The following is a 14833-nucleotide window of genomic DNA, read 5'->3' on the forward strand; positions in this document are numbered from 1 at the left end:
GTTTCGACACCCCAGGTATCGAAACCTACGGTAGCGAAAACCGGTAGGCTCCCGCCATGACGTCTTCCGCCCGGCCGCCGGGCCGGCCCCGCGCCGGCCTCCACGACGTGGTGTTCGCCGCGACGCTGACCACGGTCGCCGAGCTCGGCTACGCCCGCGCGACCGTCGAACGCATCGCGGCGGCAGCCGGCGTCGCCAAGACGACGATCTACCGGCGCTGGCCGTCCAAGGGCGAGCTGATCGTGGACTGTCTCCTGGACGCGTTCGGTCCGGCGCCGCTGGCCGGGGGGAGCCGGGCGGAGCTGCTGACCGCGGTCATCCGCTGGGCGGCGGCGAAGATCGGCGAACCCGGGGTGGGCGACGCGTTCGCCGGCGTGTTCAGCGACGCCGTCAGCGATCCGGCGCTGCGCGTGGTGCTGTCGTCACGGCTGCAGGACCCCTACCGGCTCGCGCTCGAGGACGCACTCGGCGAACCGGAGCACCGGGTGCTGTTCTTCGTCGACGTCGTGGTCGGCGCCTTGCTGCACCGGATGGGCATGACCGGCGAGCCGATGGTCGACGCCGACGTCGACGCGCTGGTCGAGATGGTCGTGGCGCACTTCCGGCGGCAGTGACGGCCGTCACGCGCCGGGCTGTCACATCGGATCGGGCCGCGGAGTCGTGGGGGTGACGGACCCCGACGGCGGGGCCGCGAACCCCGAGGAGTCCCGATGCACACCGCTCACCTGATCGTCACCATCGCCGCCGCGGCCTGGGTCGGCTTCTCGGCCGTCTCGATGTTCGCCCGCGCGAAGTGGGTCGTCGAGCCGATCACCGAGTACGGCGTGCCCCGGTCGTGGTGGAACCTGCTGGGCACGGCCAAGGCGGCCGGCGCGGCGGGCCTGCTCGCCGGGCTCTTCTGGACGCCGATCGGCATCGCGGCGGCGATCGGCCTGGTCCTGTACTTCACCGGCGCGCTGATCACCGTCGCCCGGGCGCGGTCGTACGCGCACCTGGCGTTCCCGCTGCTCTACCTGGTGCCGGTGGTCGTTTCGGTGGCCCTGCTGCCGTGATCGGCGAGCCAGGTAAGGGCGTCGGCGGCGTGGCGCAGCACGGACAGGTGGCCCGCGCCGGGCACGGGCCGGTACTCGGCGTGCGGGCACCGCCCGGCGAGCCACGCGCCGTGCGTGGCGGGGATCATCCGGTCCTGCTCGCCGTGCAGGAGCAGGACGGGCGCGGTGATCCGCGCGGGATCGGCGCCCCACGGCCGGACGTAGGCGAGGTCGTCGTCGATCAGCCCGCCGGGCCCGTGGGCGAGCGCCGCGCGGACCACCTCGTCCAGCCACGACCAGGACCCGTGGAGCACGGCGAAGTCTTCGGCGGTGAAGACGTCGGGATCGAATTCCGCGGCGGCTTCGTGCTTTTCCTTGGCGGCCCGGCCTTCGCCGGCGGCCCGCAGCGACGCGGCACTGGCCGCGGCCATGCCCCCGAACCAGTCGAGCCCGTCGGCGTCGAAGGGCGCGACGGCGGCCATGCTCGCGACGGCGAGCACCCGGTCCGGCAGCAGGGCGGCGCAGGCGAGGGCGTGCGAGCTGCCACCGGAGTGCCCCATGAGGGCGAACTCGCCGATCCCGAGCGCCTCGGCCACGGCTTCGACGCACTCGGCGGCGTTCCCGACGGTCCTCTCCGGGACGGGCGTGGAGGTGCGGTAGCCGGGCCGGTCGTAGGAAACGAACCGGACGCCGAGCTGCCGGGCGAGCGGCAGCAACGGCCCGGGCGGAGCGCCGGTGTTGGGGGTGCCGTGGTGCCAGAAGACGGTGAGCCGCGCTGGGCCGCCGGTGTCGTGGACGTGCAGGGTGCGCCCGCCGGCCAGGACGAGTTCGGTCTCGGTGACCATCACCGGGCCAGCCGTTCCGCCAGCCAGGCCAGCGAAAGCGGGTACCGGTAGTCGATCCCGCCGTGGCCGGCGTCGAACAGCTCGAAGTGCACCCGGTCGTCCGGCAGGCCGGCCGCGGCCACCTCCGCCCGGAACGCCTCCGCGCCGATGTCGAGGAAGTACTCGTCGCTCGTGCCCGCGTCGATCCACACCGCGCGCAGGGAGCGGACCGCCTCCGCGCGGCCGGCCACCATCCGGACCGGGTCCCAGTCCAGCCAGCGCCGCCACTGCTCCGGCCGCAGTGCTCCGGTCAGCGGGTCGAAGGGCAGCTCCGGCGTCCCGTCCTCGCGCGCCGAGAAGCACGCCGAAACGCCGAGCACGGTCAGCAGGACCGCGTCTTCCGGCCGGGTGAACGCCGGCTGGCCGCGGAAATCCGCCCACCACGCCTGGATGTCCTGGCCGTACCCGCGCAGCGCGCGGACCGCCTTGCCGAAGTCGGGGACGTAACACAGTTCGTAGAGCGAGTCGCCCGCGTGCGTCGCCAGCGCGCCGAACAGGTCCGGCCGCAGCATCGGCGTGATCATCGCGCCGAACCCGCCCGACGACTTGCCCGCGATGGCGCGGGATTCGCGGCCGGGCAGCGTCCGGTAGTGCTCGTCGACCCACGGCACGACCTCGTCGCACAGGTACGAGTGGTAGCGACCGGTGCCCGGCGAATCGACGAACTGCGAGCCGCCGTAGGCGGTCCACGCGTCGACGTACACCACGATGCAGCCCGGCGCGCCGCCGGCGAAGACGGCGTCGGCCGTCTCCACGAACGGCTGGCGGAACGGGGTCCGGTTGGCCCACATGGTCAGGTGCCCGGTGTAGCCCTGGATGACGTACACCGCCGGGTACCGCTCGTCGCCGTCGTCGTAGCCGGGCGGGACGTACACCCACAGCGGCCGCTCGTGCGGGTCGCCGAGGGGATTGCCGCGCAGCAACGCGGACGTCACGGTGTGCCGGTCGAGCCGTCCGGCGAGTTCGCCGTCCCAGGGGAGCATGCGGCCAGTCAACCACGTGCACGGGCTAAGCATTACCTCTTTTCGACGCGTAGCGTTGAGCCGTTTCGGCCCGAGGTCCGTGTTGCGGACACGGTGGTGGACCGGGAGAAGCGGGGAAGACCATGAGACATCCGGGGCCGTTGTTCACACTGCTCGGCGGGGTGCTGCTCGCCGGCGGGATCGGCATCGCCAACCTGGCGGCCGGGACCGGCGCGCCGACGGTCGCCGGGTCCGCGAACGCCGTGGGTGGCGCGAGCACCACGACGACCGCGCCGCCGCACGTGACGACGGCGCCGCCATCCGAATCGCCGAAGGCCGACGTGCCCGCGCGAGCGGACTACGCCGGGAAGGTGACCGGCGGCGGCGCGTCGATCGCGGTCTCGGCGCGCGACGGCCACGCCATCGCCTACCTCTGCGACGGCAAGAAGCTCGAAGCCTGGCTCCAGGGCGTGACCGTCGACGGCAAGCTCGACCTCAAGGGTGCCCCGGACGCGACCCTCACGGGCACCTTCGACGTCACTTCGGCCACCGGAACCGTGACGGCGGCGGGCCAGACCTACCGGTTCTCGGTGCCGACGGCGAAGAAACCCGCGGGCCTCTACCGGGCGACGCCGAAGGTGAAGGGCAAGGCGGCGAAGGTCGGCTGGATCGTGCAGCCCGACGGCACCCAGGTCGGCATCCTCACGACGGACGAAGGCCCCTCGGCCGCCCCGCCGCTCGACCCGGCCGCGGCCACCGCCGACGTCGACGGGGCACCGGTGACCGCCGAGGCGATCAGCGGCCTGGCCGGGACCGGTGACTTCTGATGGCCGCCCCGGTGGCCGGTCACCGCGCCGCGGCCGCGTTCGTGGTGCCGCTGGCGGCCGGCGCGATCGTCTCGGTGGCGCTCGGTGTCTACGGCGGCCTGCACACGCCGACCGGGGTCGCGGTGAACGTCGCGGGCTTCTCCGGGCCGCAGGCGGTGAAGGCGTGGCTCGCCACGGTCGTCGTCGTGCTCGCCCTCGTCCAGCTCGTCTCGGCACTGGCGATGTACGGGAAGCTCCGCGGCGGCGCGCCCGCGTGGGTCGCGCCGGTGCACCGGTGGTCGGGACGGCTGGCCTTCCTCGTGTCGATCCCGGTCGCGATGCACTGCCTGTACGCGCTCGGGTTCCAGGCGTTCGACCTGCGCGTCCTGCTGCATTCCCTGCTCGGGTGCTTCTTCTACGGCGTGTTCGTCGCGAAGATGCTCCTGCTGCGCAAGGACGGCGCACCGGCGTGGTCGCTCCCGCTGCTGGGCGGCCTGGCCTTCACCGGGCTGGTCGGGCTCTGGCTGAGCGCGTCGCTGTGGTTCTTCACCCAGTCCGGCCTGACCTTCTGAGCCCGCGGAGGACGGAACGTTGCGCAACGACGACGTGGACCCGGTGCTGGCGCGCCGGACGGCCCTGGCGGTCTTCGGCGCCGGGCTGGCGGCCGGCTGCAGCACCTACGGCGGCAGCACGAACGGGACATCGGCCGCCCCGGCACCGGCCGGCACCGAACTCGGCGCGGCCGCGGACGTCCCGGTCGGCGGCGGCAAGGTCTTCGCCGACAAGCAGGTGGTGGTGACCCAGCCGGCGGCGGGGACGTTCGCGGCCTTCTCGGCCATCTGCACCCACCAGGGCTGCACGGTCGACGCGGTCGCCGACGGCACCATCAACTGCCCCTGCCACGGCAGCAAGTTCAAGATCGCCGACGGTTCGGTGGTGACCGGCCCGGCGTCGAAGCCCCTGGAGAAGAAGGCGGTCACGGTCACCGGCGGCAGGATCACCCTGGCTCAGGCGTAGGCCTTCGCGATGGTCCGGGCCTCGATCGTCCACATCGGACTCGACGTGTCCGGCTCGCCGTGCAGCACGGTCCGCCCGTCCGAGCAGGTGTACCGGACGTCCGGCGCGGCGACGGCGGTGCACTGCAGGCCGTTCTCCAGCACGAGCAGGAAGGGGCCGGTCGTCCCGCCGGCCTGGGGTGGCGACGGCAGCGTGCCCGAATAGGTCAGCAGGACGGCCTCGGTCGCCGAGGTCGGGCACCAGACCTGCGGCCGCGTTCCGGCCCCGGCGAAACACGGGTCGTGCGTGGTGCCGCCCGCCGTGCAGCGGTAGGCGTCGTGACGGCCGGACACCGCCGACACCGCCGGGCAGGTGCCGGCCGCCCGGGCCGTCGCGGCCCGCGGGCGGTAATCGACGGTCTGGGTGAACCGCTGCGCGCGGCTGGTGGTCACCGGGACCTCGAACGTGGGGCTCGCCCCGGAGAAACTGCTGGTCACCGGCCCGATCCCGGCGGCGATGAGCCGGCGCACGACGTCTCCGCCGTCGGGGTGACACGGCTCGAGCGCCGTCCACACTTCGGCCGCGACCTCGGCGAAGGGACGGTCCGCGGTGTACCGGGCGGCGCCGGCATCCGCGGCGCAGGTCAGCACCCCGGCCGCCGGCCCGGTGCCACCGGCCAGGCCGAACAGCACGGCCGCGCGGTGGGCCGCCGTGGCGAGCGCCGTCCCGACGGCGGGCCCGGGATCGGCCTGGCCGCGGAGGGTCGCCGGCAACTCGCCGAAGGCGACGTCGTAGGTCACGCCCGCGCCGGGCCAGAGCAGCTCGCGCTGCCGCGGGCGGCCGAGCCGGACCGCGGCGGCCGTGCCCGCCGCCGCGGTGCGCGTGCCCGGTTCGGGCCAGCCCGGCGGCCCGACGATCCGGTACGGCACCCGCGAATTCGACGTCAGGGTGATGTTCGCGCGGCCGTTCCCGGCGGTCACGCAGACCCACACCGGCGCCCGCGGGTCCGGCGTGCCGACGTCGACGGTCATCCCGCCGGAACTCGCGGCGCGCCCGGCGCAGTCCGGCTTCGGGGCCGCCTCGGTGTCGCGGCCCAGCGCGGCGAGGTCGAGCAGCCCGCCCCAGAAACCGCCGGGGCGAGCGACCTCCGCGACGAGGCTCCGGGTGGCGCCGTCGTAGGTGGCGGGGATGAGCCGCGTCCCGTTGCCGGTGACGACGACGGGCGCGAACCCCGGCGGCGGCGCGGCGGGCACCGGGATCCGGACCTGCGGCGGCCGGCCGTCGAAGCTCAGGTCCGCGCCGCCGCCGATCCGGCGGGTCAGCGGGGCCGCGACGTCGGGCTCCGGCGCCGGACGCATCGAGAACCGGGTGCCGGCCGGCGCCACCACCTCGATCCCGGCGACGCCCGCGCCCGCGTCCGCCTTCGCCGTCCCGGAGAACTGTTGCCGCGCCAGGACCCCGGCGGCACCCAGCAGGAGGACGACCACGGCCGCCGTCAACGCGAGCCGGGCCGGTCGTTCGTTCGTGGCCATCGGCACCTCCCGGAACCCCTGCTCTTCGCGAGTCAGCGGATCCGCCGCGGCCGTTAGCCGCCGTGGCCCAACCGTGACGGGCGGCCCCGGTAATCCGATCGCCCGCGCCCGGTGCGCTCTGGCACGATCGGGCGGGTGCGCGAGATCGCCTGCGACGAGTCGGGTTCGGAGGGCGAGAACCTGCTCGGGGGCGAGACCGACGTCTTCGCCCATGCGGGCGTCCGGATGTCCGGAACCGAGGCGACCGCGTGCGTGCGGGAGATCCGTGACCGCATCGGCTCACCGGCCGAGGAGTACAAGGCCAACCACCTGTTGCGCGCCAAGCACCGCGCGGTGCTCGAATGGCTGCTCGCCCCGGACGGCCCACTCGCCGGCCGCGGGCACGTGCACCTGACGGACAAGACGTTCTTCGCCGTCCGGGCGGCGGTCTCCCTGCTGGCCGAGAACGGCACGGAGGCGATGGCACGTACCCTCCACCGCACCGGCCCGGCCGCGTTCGGCGCCGCCCGCTGGCAGTACTTCCTGACAGCGTTCACCAGCGTGCTGCGGCTGAACCCCCGTCGCGGCGTGACGACGTCGCCGGAGGAGTTCTTCGCGCTGGTCGGCGCGCTGGCGGACGTCCCGGGCGAGGCCGGCGAGATCGTCGCCCGGTTCCGCGACGGCGGCGAGCGCGTGGCCGCCTACCGCGCGCGGCTGGCCGGCGACCCGGGCGTGGTGCCGGTGCTCGACCCGCTGGTGCCCGCCGTGGTCCACACGGTCCGTCATTGGAGTGCCGACGGCACCCCGGTCGCCCTGGTGCACGACGAGCAGCTGGCTCTCACGGCCGAGCGCGTCCTCCAGCTCAAGGCCACGCTCGGCCCGCGCCTGGCGGACGTGCGGTTCGTCGACTCCCGCGCCGACACCCGCGTCCAGATCGCCGATTTCCTGGCGGGCGTGGCCCGCCGGATCGCCTCCGACGCCCTGCACGGCCGCGGCGAGCCGGTGCTGACCACGCTGCTGAGCTCGTTCGTCGACGCCGAGTCGGTCTGGGACGGGCCCGTCGGGTGATCGCCCGGACGCGTCAGAAGCTGATGTCGCCGCCGATGTCGCGCGCCTGCACGACGTTGCCGCCGACACTGCCGGAGATCCGGTTGGCCACACCGCCGGACTCGGCCTGCTGGCCCGCGGCCCGTTCCCACTCGGCACGCAGCTGCTCGCCGAACGCCGGATCCGCCGCCTGCTTCGCTTCGAGCGTTTCGGCCAGCTCACGCACCTGAGGGGAGTCCTGCGCCGCCCCTTCCGCGGCGGTCAGGACGGCCGACGCATCGGGGTCGTCGGCGAACTTGGCCTTGATCAGGTTGTACAACCCCACCACGGCTCTTCCCGCAGCGGCTGCGGCCACGGACACCAGCACAGGCTCAGGCACAGCAACCCCTCCACGACCCACCGGCAAAGCCTCGGTCCCCTTCGAGGATACGGTGACCCGCACGCTGCGCAAGGCCCCCAGCACGCTCGGCACCCGGCGCAGTCCACGAGCCAGGACGGGGGTCCGGCGGTGGGACGGGGCTGCGTGGCCGCCGTCCCACCGCCGGGTCGGTAACGCCGGATTACGCGATAGCGCTTACTCCGACGCGGTGGTCGGGGTTCCAGTACCCCTGGCCGGCGAAGAGCAGCACAAACGCCAGAGTGATACCGGCGAATAACCGTTTGTACATTGGTGCACTTTCTTTTCGTTCGATAGACAGGCTCGAATCGGGCTCTCGCTCGATCGTGGCCGGTGATCAACACCGGTTGACGCGAGCCACCTTAGAGCAATCCTGCGGCGGTCTCTTCGCCGGGTCTACGCTCAGTTTCCCGGCGCTTCCGCGGACCACTTCTATCAGGTTCACTGACACGAAAGAGTGACGATTACTTCACTCTGGAACGTCGACTTATTGCCACCTTCGGGTAGAACCCGAAGGTAGTTTCACATTACTGGCGAGTATTTATCCGTCGCCGCCGGGCCTTCCCGGAGGATCGCGAGATCCGTCCGGAGGTGCAGTTCGCGTTCGCGGTTCCCCAGATCGAGGTAAATCGCCGTCGCCGCCAGCCAGCCTTCTTCGGCGGCGGCCAGTCGTCCGGTCTCGTGCAACGCGTGGCCGAGGACGTGCAGCGCCTCGGCCTCGACGACCGCGTTGTGGTTGCGCATGGCCAGCCGCACCGCTTGGCGCGCGTAGCCGATCGCCGCGGCGTGGCGTGCCTGCCGGTGGTTGACCTCGGCCATGACCAGGCAGGCGCGGGGGCCGGCTTCGACGTCGTTGATCTGCTCGATGATCGTCAGCGCGGGCAAGCCGTGTCGCCGAGCTTCCTCGTAATTCCCCATCCGGCACAACGTGGCGGCCAGCTCGGCCAGGATCTCGGCTTCGCCGTGGCGGTTGCCGATGCCCTGCTTGAGCGCCAGGGCTCGGCGGTACAAGGTCAGTGCCTCGTCGAGCCGGTCGCGCTCACGCAGGGTTTCCGCGAGCCGGTGCAGGATGGCCGATTCGATGCCGGGGTTGCTGGTGGCGCGGAGTTCGCCCAAGGCGCGCCGGTACATGGCTTCGGCGTCGTCCGCGTTGCCGATGTGGGCTTCGAAGGTGCCCAGGTGCAAGAGGGACGTGGCGATCCAGACCGCGCCGCCCGTCTGCTGCGCGATGGCGGCGGCGAGGTGGAGTTCCCGCAGCGCCGCGTCCCGGTCGCCCAGTGCGAGGCAAATCAGGCCGAGGTCACTCCGGGTAGCGCCCTCGGCCTCGAGGTTGTCCACCGTTTGGGTCGAATTCACCGAAACGCTGTACGCATCACGCAATTCACTATAGAAACCATATCTGCGGTAAATGCCGTACAGGGGGTGGGCGAGCCGCCAGGCGTATTCATGGTGATTCCGCTGCGCGGCCCACGGAATGAGGCGGTCGAAATTGTTCTTCTCCGTCAGCAGCCAAGCGGCCGCCGCGCTTTCGGAAGCGAATTCGGCCGTGGGAACGCCGTCGAGCGCGGGCAGCATCGGGACCGGCGGGCGGAACGGGAACAGCAGGCGGTCGGCGTCGAAGCCGGCGTGCAAGTAGTAACTGAGCAGCCGGCGTTCGGCGTGTTCCCGGGCTTCGGCTTTGTCCTCCGCCTCGGCGAGTTCGCGGGCGAACGTCCGGAGCAGGTCGTGCACCCGGTAGCGGCCGGGGGCGCCCGTGTGGGTGAGGAAGTGGGTGCTGACGAGGACGTCCAGCGCGTGCCGGACCTCTTTCGCCGGCCGCCCGGCCAGCGCGGCGGCGGCGGGCAGCGTCAGTTCCGGTGCCGGGGACAGGCCGATCGACCGGAGCAGGTCGCGGGCCTCGCGGGGAAGAGCGTTGTAGGTGACCGAAAGCGCAGCGCGCATGTTCGACGGCGGGTCGTCTCCGTCGTCCCCGATGTCCAGCAGCCTGCTCTGGTCACGGAGTTCGTCGGCGAGCTCCGTCAGCGCGGCCCCGCGGCGGCTCTCGATGTGGTGGGCGACCAGTTGCAGCGTCAGGGGAACGCCGCCGCACAACGCGGAAATCCGGGTGAGCGGTTCCTGTTGGGCAGCGCCGCCCGGGCCGACGCGGTTGGTCAGGACCTCGACCGCGTGCAGCTCGTTGAGCGGGGTCACCGAACAGCGCCGCGCCCCGTGGCGGCTCGCCAGCGCCGTGAGACCCTGGCGGCTCGTGACGAGCAGCAGGCTCGGAGACAGGGTGACCAGCAACGGCAGCACGTGCGCCGAGCTCGCCGCGTTGTCGAGCACCACCAGAGTGCGTTGCCGCGCAAGGATTTCCCGCAGCTTGGCCGCCCGCCGGGCGGGCGTGGGCAGGCGGGCGATGGGAACGTCGAAGGCGTCGAGGAGCTCGTCGACCACGTCCTCGGCTTTGACGGGGCGTCCGCCGTCGAAGCCGTGCAGGTCCAGGTACAGCGCGTTGTCGGTCAGCCTGCCGTACTGCCGGTGCGCCCAGTGCACCGCCAGCGCGGTTTTCCCGATGCCCGCCAAGCCGTCCAGGACGATCACGCCGGGCCGGAACCGGCCGTCGGCGTCGCGGGCCAGGCCGTCGAGCGTCTTCTGCAGATCGTGGTGGCCGACGAAACCGGCCGCGGGCGGCGGCAGGGTCGACCGGCCGCGGGGTGCCAAGGCCGGCAACAAGGTGAAGGCCGAGTCCGACGGGGGCCGGGGGCGGGGCAGCGAGGCCAGCCGTTCGGCCGCACTCCGCGCGCCGCGTTGCGCCGTCGCGGAAATCCTGTTCGGCAGCAGCGAATTGTAGTAGGCGAGGAGGTCGGCGGCCGCGGCGCGATCGTCCTCGGCGACGAGCAGCTTGCGGACGGACATGTGGTAGGCGCCCATGTCGTCGATCCGGCCGAGTTCGCGCAGCACGTGCAGGCGCCGCCGGGCCAGCCCGAGATCGGTCCGGTGTTCTCGCTGGAGCTCGTCGAGTTTCCGCAGTGCGGCTTCGCAGTGCCCGAGCGCGATCAGCTCGCCCAGCAGCAACTGGTTCGCCGGGAGCCAGGCGTGGTGCACCGCCGCGTACCGCCAGGTCTGCGCGGGCTGGGACGTCAAGTCCGCGAGCGGCTGTCCCCGCCAGAGGGCCAGGGCGCTCGTGGCCACTTCGCAGGCGGCGTCGTGATTTTCTTCTTTGCTGTGCCGCCGGGCCGTTTCGATGAGCTTTTCGAAGGTGAAATAGTCGATCGCGGACCGTTCCACTTCGAGGTGCAGTGCGCCGTCGATCGTGCGGAGTGCCCCGGGGACACCGGCTTCGCGCATCGCTTTGCCGATGCGCGCGGAGTACGTGCGGAAAGTGGACACCGGATCATTCGGTTCCGGCTCGTCGAGCGACCAGACCCACTCGGCCAGCGTGGCCATTCCCATCCGTGCCCCGGGATCGGTGAGCAGCGCGGCCAGCACCCTGCGGAGCTTGAGCGATCCCCACTCGGTGGTCAACTGCCCGTGCATTCGCAGGGTCGTCTGCCCGAGAATTCCGAATGCGATCTCCATCCCGCCAGCTTTCCCCCCTCCCGGGATCGCTGATCCTCCTCGCCGAATCCGAGTCTGGCATTCGCCCGCGCGCCCGCGCCACCGCTCTGACCAGTGCTGACATTGATTTGTCACGTTCGACACGAGCGTGTTGCCGGTTTGCCGCCGCCGCCGACATGTCGTTGACAGCAGCGGGTTCCATGCTTCCGGTGTCCCGTCGAGCACCGACCGAGCGGAGCGCACATGTCGGCATCCACCGGCCAGCCGAAACCGTTGCGCGGCTGTATTCCGGCGAAGCTCGCGGTTCTCCGTGCGCAGATCGGAAAGGAGGTGCGACGTCATGATCGAATTCATTGAAGCGGACCGTGAACCGACTTTCAGCCACCCGACCCAACAGAGCTAGTGACGAGGAGGAGCGGCCATGCGGCGACCCAGGATCAAACCCGAGCACCTCCCGGTCCGCCACGGGAACGATCGGATCCGGATCGGCGGTGTGGTGCGCGGGATCGCCGCCGACATCGGCGATCCCGGCGGATGGGTGTGGGCGCTGCTCGAGCTGCTCGACGGTTCGAGGACCACGGACGAGGTCGTCGCCGGCCTCGTCCGCCTCCACCCGCAGCGGACCGGCGCCGACGTCCGGGCGGCGATCGGCGACCTGGTCCGGGCCGGGTACGTCGAAGACGCCGGCGAGCCGGAACCCGGCGGGCTCAGCGCCGCCGAGCGGGAGCGCTACTGCCGGAGCCGGGCGCTCTTCCGCTGGATGGACCGCACGCCGCGCCGCACGAGCTGGGACACCCAGCTGCTGCTGCGCGGGGCGCGGGTCGTCGTGATCGGGATCGGCGGCGTCGGCTGCACCGCCGCGCAGACCCTGGTCGTGTCCGGGGTCGGGCACGTCCACTGCGTCGAACCCGACGTGGTCGAGCTGTCCAACCTCAACCGGCAGATCCTGTTCACCGAACGCGACCTCGGCCGTCCCAAGGTCGCGGCCGCCGTCGAGCGGCTGCGGGCGCAGAACTCCGAGGTCCGGGTCACCGGTGCGCGGTTGCTCGTCGACGGCCCGGCGGTGCTGCGGACGCTGGCGATCGGCTACGACGTGGTGCTGCTGGCCGCGGACGAGCCGCCGGAGATCCGCGCGTGGACCAACCGGGCGTGCCGGGATACCGGGACGGCGTGGGTGCACGGCGGCTACCACGGTCCCCAGGTCAACTGCGGGTTGTACGCGCCGGGCACGGGCCCGTGCTACGACTGCGCCCGCGTCGCGGAGCGGGAACGCCGTGCGGCGCTGCCCCCGCGGACCTTCCCGGCCGCGGCGGAGCACTTCCGGCCCCAAGCGGCCAACGCCGTGTCGGCCGGTGTCGCGGGCCAGCTGGCCGCGCACGCCACGCTGAGCCTCATCACCGGGGCGCCGAAGCTGCGGACCAACTGCGAGTACGGGTTCAACCTCGTCACCCTGCAGGACAGCTTCGCGCTCGGCCCCGAGGAACCCAGGCCGGATTGCCCGACCTGCGGGTGACGTCACGGTGTCAGGTCGCGCACCCGGGCACGCAGGGTCTCGGCGCGTTCCGCATCGAGGGGATCGAGGAGCGCGGCGGCCTCCTCGAGGCAGTCCGCCGCGCTCACGGCTTCTCCGGTGTGCTCGAGCGAGGTCGCCGCCGTCTCGAGGGCCTCGGCGAGCAGCGCCTCGGAGCCGGCGAGTGCCCGGTACTGCGCGATGGCTTGCGCCGTGTACTCGAGCGCCGCGTCGTGGGCCTGGAGACCTTGCAGCGCAATGGCCACATCGCACCGGGCATAGGCCTCGCCGACCGGGTCGTCGGCGTCGCGGCGCAGCACGAGCTCGCGTTCGGCGTGCGCGCGAGCCTGCTCGAACTCACCCAGCCGGACGTTGATCCGGCTGAGATTGCACTCCACGACGGCTTCCGGACGCGGGCCCGCCCGCCGGGCCAGCGGCAACGCCGCGAGGTAGTGGTCCCGCGCCTCGGCATAGCGCTGCTGGAGGAGGCGGATCTGCCCCAGACCGGTCAGGGCCACCTGGTGCCGGACGGCGTCGCCGAGTTCCCGCGCCAGCACGAGCTGGCGGCCGAAGTCGGCTTCGGCGTCGTCCCAGCGGCCCAAGTCCGCGAACGTGTCACCGCGGAAACCGAGCAGGAAGGCCTCCGCGGCGCGGTCCCCGGCCGCTTCGGCAGCACGGAGGCCGAGGGTTTCGGCTTCGAGGCGCACCGGCCACAGGGCGCGCTCGCGGAGGCTCAGGAACCGCGCGGCCGCGGCCAGGACCACCGCGGTCCGGTGCGTGCCGGCCGAACGCAGGACCGCCAGCAGGTTGGCCTGCTCGGTGTTCAGCCACGCGATGGCCTCGCCGCGGTCGGCGAACGGCACGTCCGGGCCCACCGGGGGCAGCTCGATGTCCGGGGCTTCGAGGCCGGGGAAGACCAGCCGGTCGGCGGCCTGCGCGGTGCGGGCGTACCAGGTGCCGAGCCGGGACACGGCCTCGCGCCGGCTGCCCGGGTCGTCGTCCCGCTCGGCGCGGTGCGCCGCGTAGGCGTGCAGCAGGTCGTGGCATCGGTAGCGCCGGCCCCCGACGGACTCGACCAGGTGCGCGTCGGCCAGTGCTTCGAGCACCCGGTACGCCGTGGCGGCGTCGACCCCGGCCACCGCCGCGGCGGCCGGCACCCCGAACTCGGCACCGGGATGCAGGCCCAGCCGCCGGAACACCCCGGCGTGCTCGGCCGGGAGCCGCGCGTACGACCAGTCGAACACATTCCGCACGGCACTGCGTTCGTCTCCGCTGCTGCTCAACACGTCCAGCCTGTCCGCGCCGCCGGCGATGTCCGCCACGACCTCGGCGACGCTGGTGTGGCGGCGGGTGGCGATGCGGGTGGCGGCGATCCGCAGCGCGAGGGGCAGCCGCGCGCACACCTCGACGAGGTCGGCGACGGCGTCGGGCTCGGCGGCGACCCGCGCGGCCCCGAGGACCCGGCGGAGCAGCACGTGGGCTTCGTCCGGGGTGAACAGGTCGAGGGTGACCTGGCTGGCGGCTTCGGCGACGAGCAGCCCGGTCAGGCTGGCCCGGCTGGTCACCAGCACGACACAGCCGGGGGAGCCGGGCAGCAGCGGGCGGACCTGCTCGGCGGTGCCGGCGTTGTCCAGCACGATCAGCACCCGGCGGCCGGCGAGCACCGAGCGGTACAACCTGGCCTGGGCGTCCGGTTCGGCGGGGATCCGGTCCTCTTCGACGCCCAGGATGTGGAGGAACGACGCGAGCACGAGGTCCGGGCGCACCGGCGCGCTCGGGCCGTAGCCGCGCAGATCGGCGAACAGCGTGCCGTCGGGGAAGCGGTGTTCCACCCGGTGCGCCCACTGCACGGCCAGAGCCGTCTTCCCGACCCCGGCGGTGCCGTCCAGCGCCGAAATCACCATGGCGGCCGGGTGGTCCTCGTCGGCGAGCAGGAGGTCGTCCAGCCGGGCGAGCTGCTCGTCCCGCCCGGCGAAGTCGCGCACCGCCGGAGGCAGCTGGCGGGGCACCGGCAGTTCCTGCCGCGGCACGGCGGGGGACAGCACGACCTGCCCGATCGAGCCCGCCTGCACCACGGAACCGGCGACGGTGCCGGGCACCTCGTTCGTCACCTTCGTGCCGTGCTCGTGCCCCGGTTCGTCGACCATCGCCG

The 14833-nt window shown here is 72.8% G+C and carries 13 protein-coding genes; 7 read left to right on the forward strand and 6 right to left on the reverse strand.

From position 1 onward, the window contains the following. The first annotated feature begins 56 nt into the window (after positions 1-56). Positions 57-614, forward strand: coding sequence for a TetR/AcrR family transcriptional regulator (locus H5965_RS36630; RefSeq protein ID WP_310975614.1), 558 nt, complete (start codon positions 57-59; stop codon positions 612-614). Between the two features lie 96 nt (positions 615-710). Next, the gene (locus H5965_RS36635; protein WP_310975615.1) at positions 711-1052 is read left to right on the forward strand and encodes a DoxX family protein; all 342 of its coding nucleotides are present in this window, start codon (positions 711-713) and stop codon (positions 1050-1052) included. On the opposite strand, the gene H5965_RS36640 is transcribed toward H5965_RS36635, so the two are convergent. After that, a complete protein-coding gene (locus H5965_RS36640; protein WP_310975616.1) occupies positions 1010-1876 on the reverse strand; it encodes an alpha/beta fold hydrolase in 867 nt (288 codons plus the stop codon). The two genes, H5965_RS36635 and H5965_RS36640, sit on opposite strands and share 43 nt — an antisense overlap. Beyond that, positions 1876-2898: an alpha/beta hydrolase-fold protein gene (locus H5965_RS36645; protein WP_310975617.1), complete on the reverse strand. Its 1023-nt coding sequence runs from the start codon at positions 2896-2898 to the stop codon at positions 1876-1878. The genes H5965_RS36640 and H5965_RS36645 overlap by 1 nt, the downstream gene beginning before the upstream one ends. Before the next feature lie 122 nt (positions 2899-3020). On the opposite strand from H5965_RS36645, the gene H5965_RS36650 reads away from it, so the two are divergent. The 3 genes from H5965_RS36650 to H5965_RS36660 are packed head-to-tail and all read left to right on the forward strand — an operon-like array spanning position 3021 to position 4700. Beyond that, positions 3021-3704: a hypothetical protein gene (locus tag H5965_RS36650; protein ID WP_310975618.1), complete on the forward strand. Its 684-nt coding sequence runs from the start codon at positions 3021-3023 to the stop codon at positions 3702-3704. After that, the gene (locus tag H5965_RS36655; protein WP_310975619.1) at positions 3704-4255 is read left to right on the forward strand and encodes a DUF6529 family protein; all 552 of its coding nucleotides are present in this window, start codon (positions 3704-3706) and stop codon (positions 4253-4255) included. Before H5965_RS36650 ends, H5965_RS36655 begins: the two co-directional genes overlap by 1 nt. 19 nt (positions 4256-4274) lie before the next feature. After that, a complete protein-coding gene (locus H5965_RS36660) occupies positions 4275-4700 on the forward strand; it encodes a Rieske (2Fe-2S) protein (protein ID WP_310975621.1) in 426 nt (141 codons plus the stop codon). On the opposite strand, the gene H5965_RS36665 is transcribed toward H5965_RS36660, so the two are convergent. Beyond that, positions 4691-6211 carry a hypothetical protein gene (locus tag H5965_RS36665; RefSeq protein WP_310975622.1) on the reverse strand — a complete coding sequence of 507 codons (1521 nt, stop codon included), beginning with the start codon at positions 6209-6211 and terminating at the stop codon, positions 4691-4693. The two genes, H5965_RS36660 and H5965_RS36665, sit on opposite strands and share 10 nt — an antisense overlap. A gap of 135 nt (positions 6212-6346) precedes the next feature. Here H5965_RS36665 and H5965_RS36670 point away from each other — a divergent pair, with 135 nt between their 5' ends. Beyond that, positions 6347-7258, forward strand: coding sequence for a DUF3800 domain-containing protein (locus tag H5965_RS36670; RefSeq protein WP_310975623.1), 912 nt, complete (start codon positions 6347-6349; stop codon positions 7256-7258). Between the two features lie 13 nt (positions 7259-7271). Here the strand turns inward: H5965_RS36670 and H5965_RS36675 are convergent, their stop codons facing one another. Together H5965_RS36675 and H5965_RS36680 are read right to left on the reverse strand one after the other, a co-directional pair. Next, on the reverse strand, positions 7272-7562 hold the full coding sequence (locus tag H5965_RS36675) for a hypothetical protein (RefSeq protein ID WP_310975624.1): 291 nt from the start codon (positions 7560-7562) through the stop codon (positions 7272-7274). A gap of 594 nt (positions 7563-8156) precedes the next feature. Continuing rightward, complete coding sequence (locus H5965_RS36680; RefSeq protein ID WP_310975625.1) at positions 8157-11192, reverse strand: tetratricopeptide repeat protein; 3036 nt, start codon at positions 11190-11192, stop codon at positions 8157-8159. 400 nt (positions 11193-11592) lie between these two features. On the opposite strand from H5965_RS36680, the gene H5965_RS36685 reads away from it, so the two are divergent. After that, positions 11593-12684, forward strand: a complete 1092-nt coding sequence (locus H5965_RS36685; protein ID WP_310975626.1) for a ThiF family adenylyltransferase — start codon at positions 11593-11595, stop codon at positions 12682-12684. Between the two features lie 2 nt (positions 12685-12686). Here H5965_RS36685 and H5965_RS36690 read toward each other — a convergent pair whose 3' ends face one another. Further along, on the reverse strand, positions 12687-14828 hold the full coding sequence (locus H5965_RS36690; protein ID WP_310975627.1) for a tetratricopeptide repeat protein: 2142 nt from the start codon (positions 14826-14828) through the stop codon (positions 12687-12689). Positions 14829-14833: the final 5 nt, after the last annotated feature.

The organism is Amycolatopsis sp. 505, assembly GCF_031625235.1.
Lineage (GTDB): Bacteria > Actinomycetota > Actinomycetes > Mycobacteriales > Pseudonocardiaceae > Amycolatopsis.

Coding starts and splice junctions, on each gene's coding strand:
- H5965_RS36690 (WP_310975627.1), bottom strand. CDS start 14,828: ATGGTCGACGAACCGGGGCACGAGCACGGCACGAAGGTGACGAACGAG.
- H5965_RS36650 (WP_310975618.1), top strand. CDS start 3,021: ATGAGACATCCGGGGCCGTTGTTCACACTGCTCGGCGGGGTGCTGCTC.
- H5965_RS36635 (WP_310975615.1), top strand. CDS start 711: ATGCACACCGCTCACCTGATCGTCACCATCGCCGCCGCGGCCTGGGTC.
- H5965_RS36655 (WP_310975619.1), top strand. CDS start 3,704: ATGGCCGCCCCGGTGGCCGGTCACCGCGCCGCGGCCGCGTTCGTGGTG.
- H5965_RS36685 (WP_310975626.1), top strand. CDS start 11,593: ATGCGGCGACCCAGGATCAAACCCGAGCACCTCCCGGTCCGCCACGGG.
- H5965_RS36640 (WP_310975616.1), bottom strand. CDS start 1,876: ATGGTCACCGAGACCGAACTCGTCCTGGCCGGCGGGCGCACCCTGCAC.
- H5965_RS36665 (WP_310975622.1), bottom strand. CDS start 6,211: ATGGCCACGAACGAACGACCGGCCCGGCTCGCGTTGACGGCGGCCGTG.
- H5965_RS36630 (WP_310975614.1), top strand. CDS start 57: ATGACGTCTTCCGCCCGGCCGCCGGGCCGGCCCCGCGCCGGCCTCCAC.
- H5965_RS36680 (WP_310975625.1), bottom strand. CDS start 11,192: ATGGAGATCGCATTCGGAATTCTCGGGCAGACGACCCTGCGAATGCAC.
- H5965_RS36645 (WP_310975617.1), bottom strand. CDS start 2,898: ATGCTCCCCTGGGACGGCGAACTCGCCGGACGGCTCGACCGGCACACC.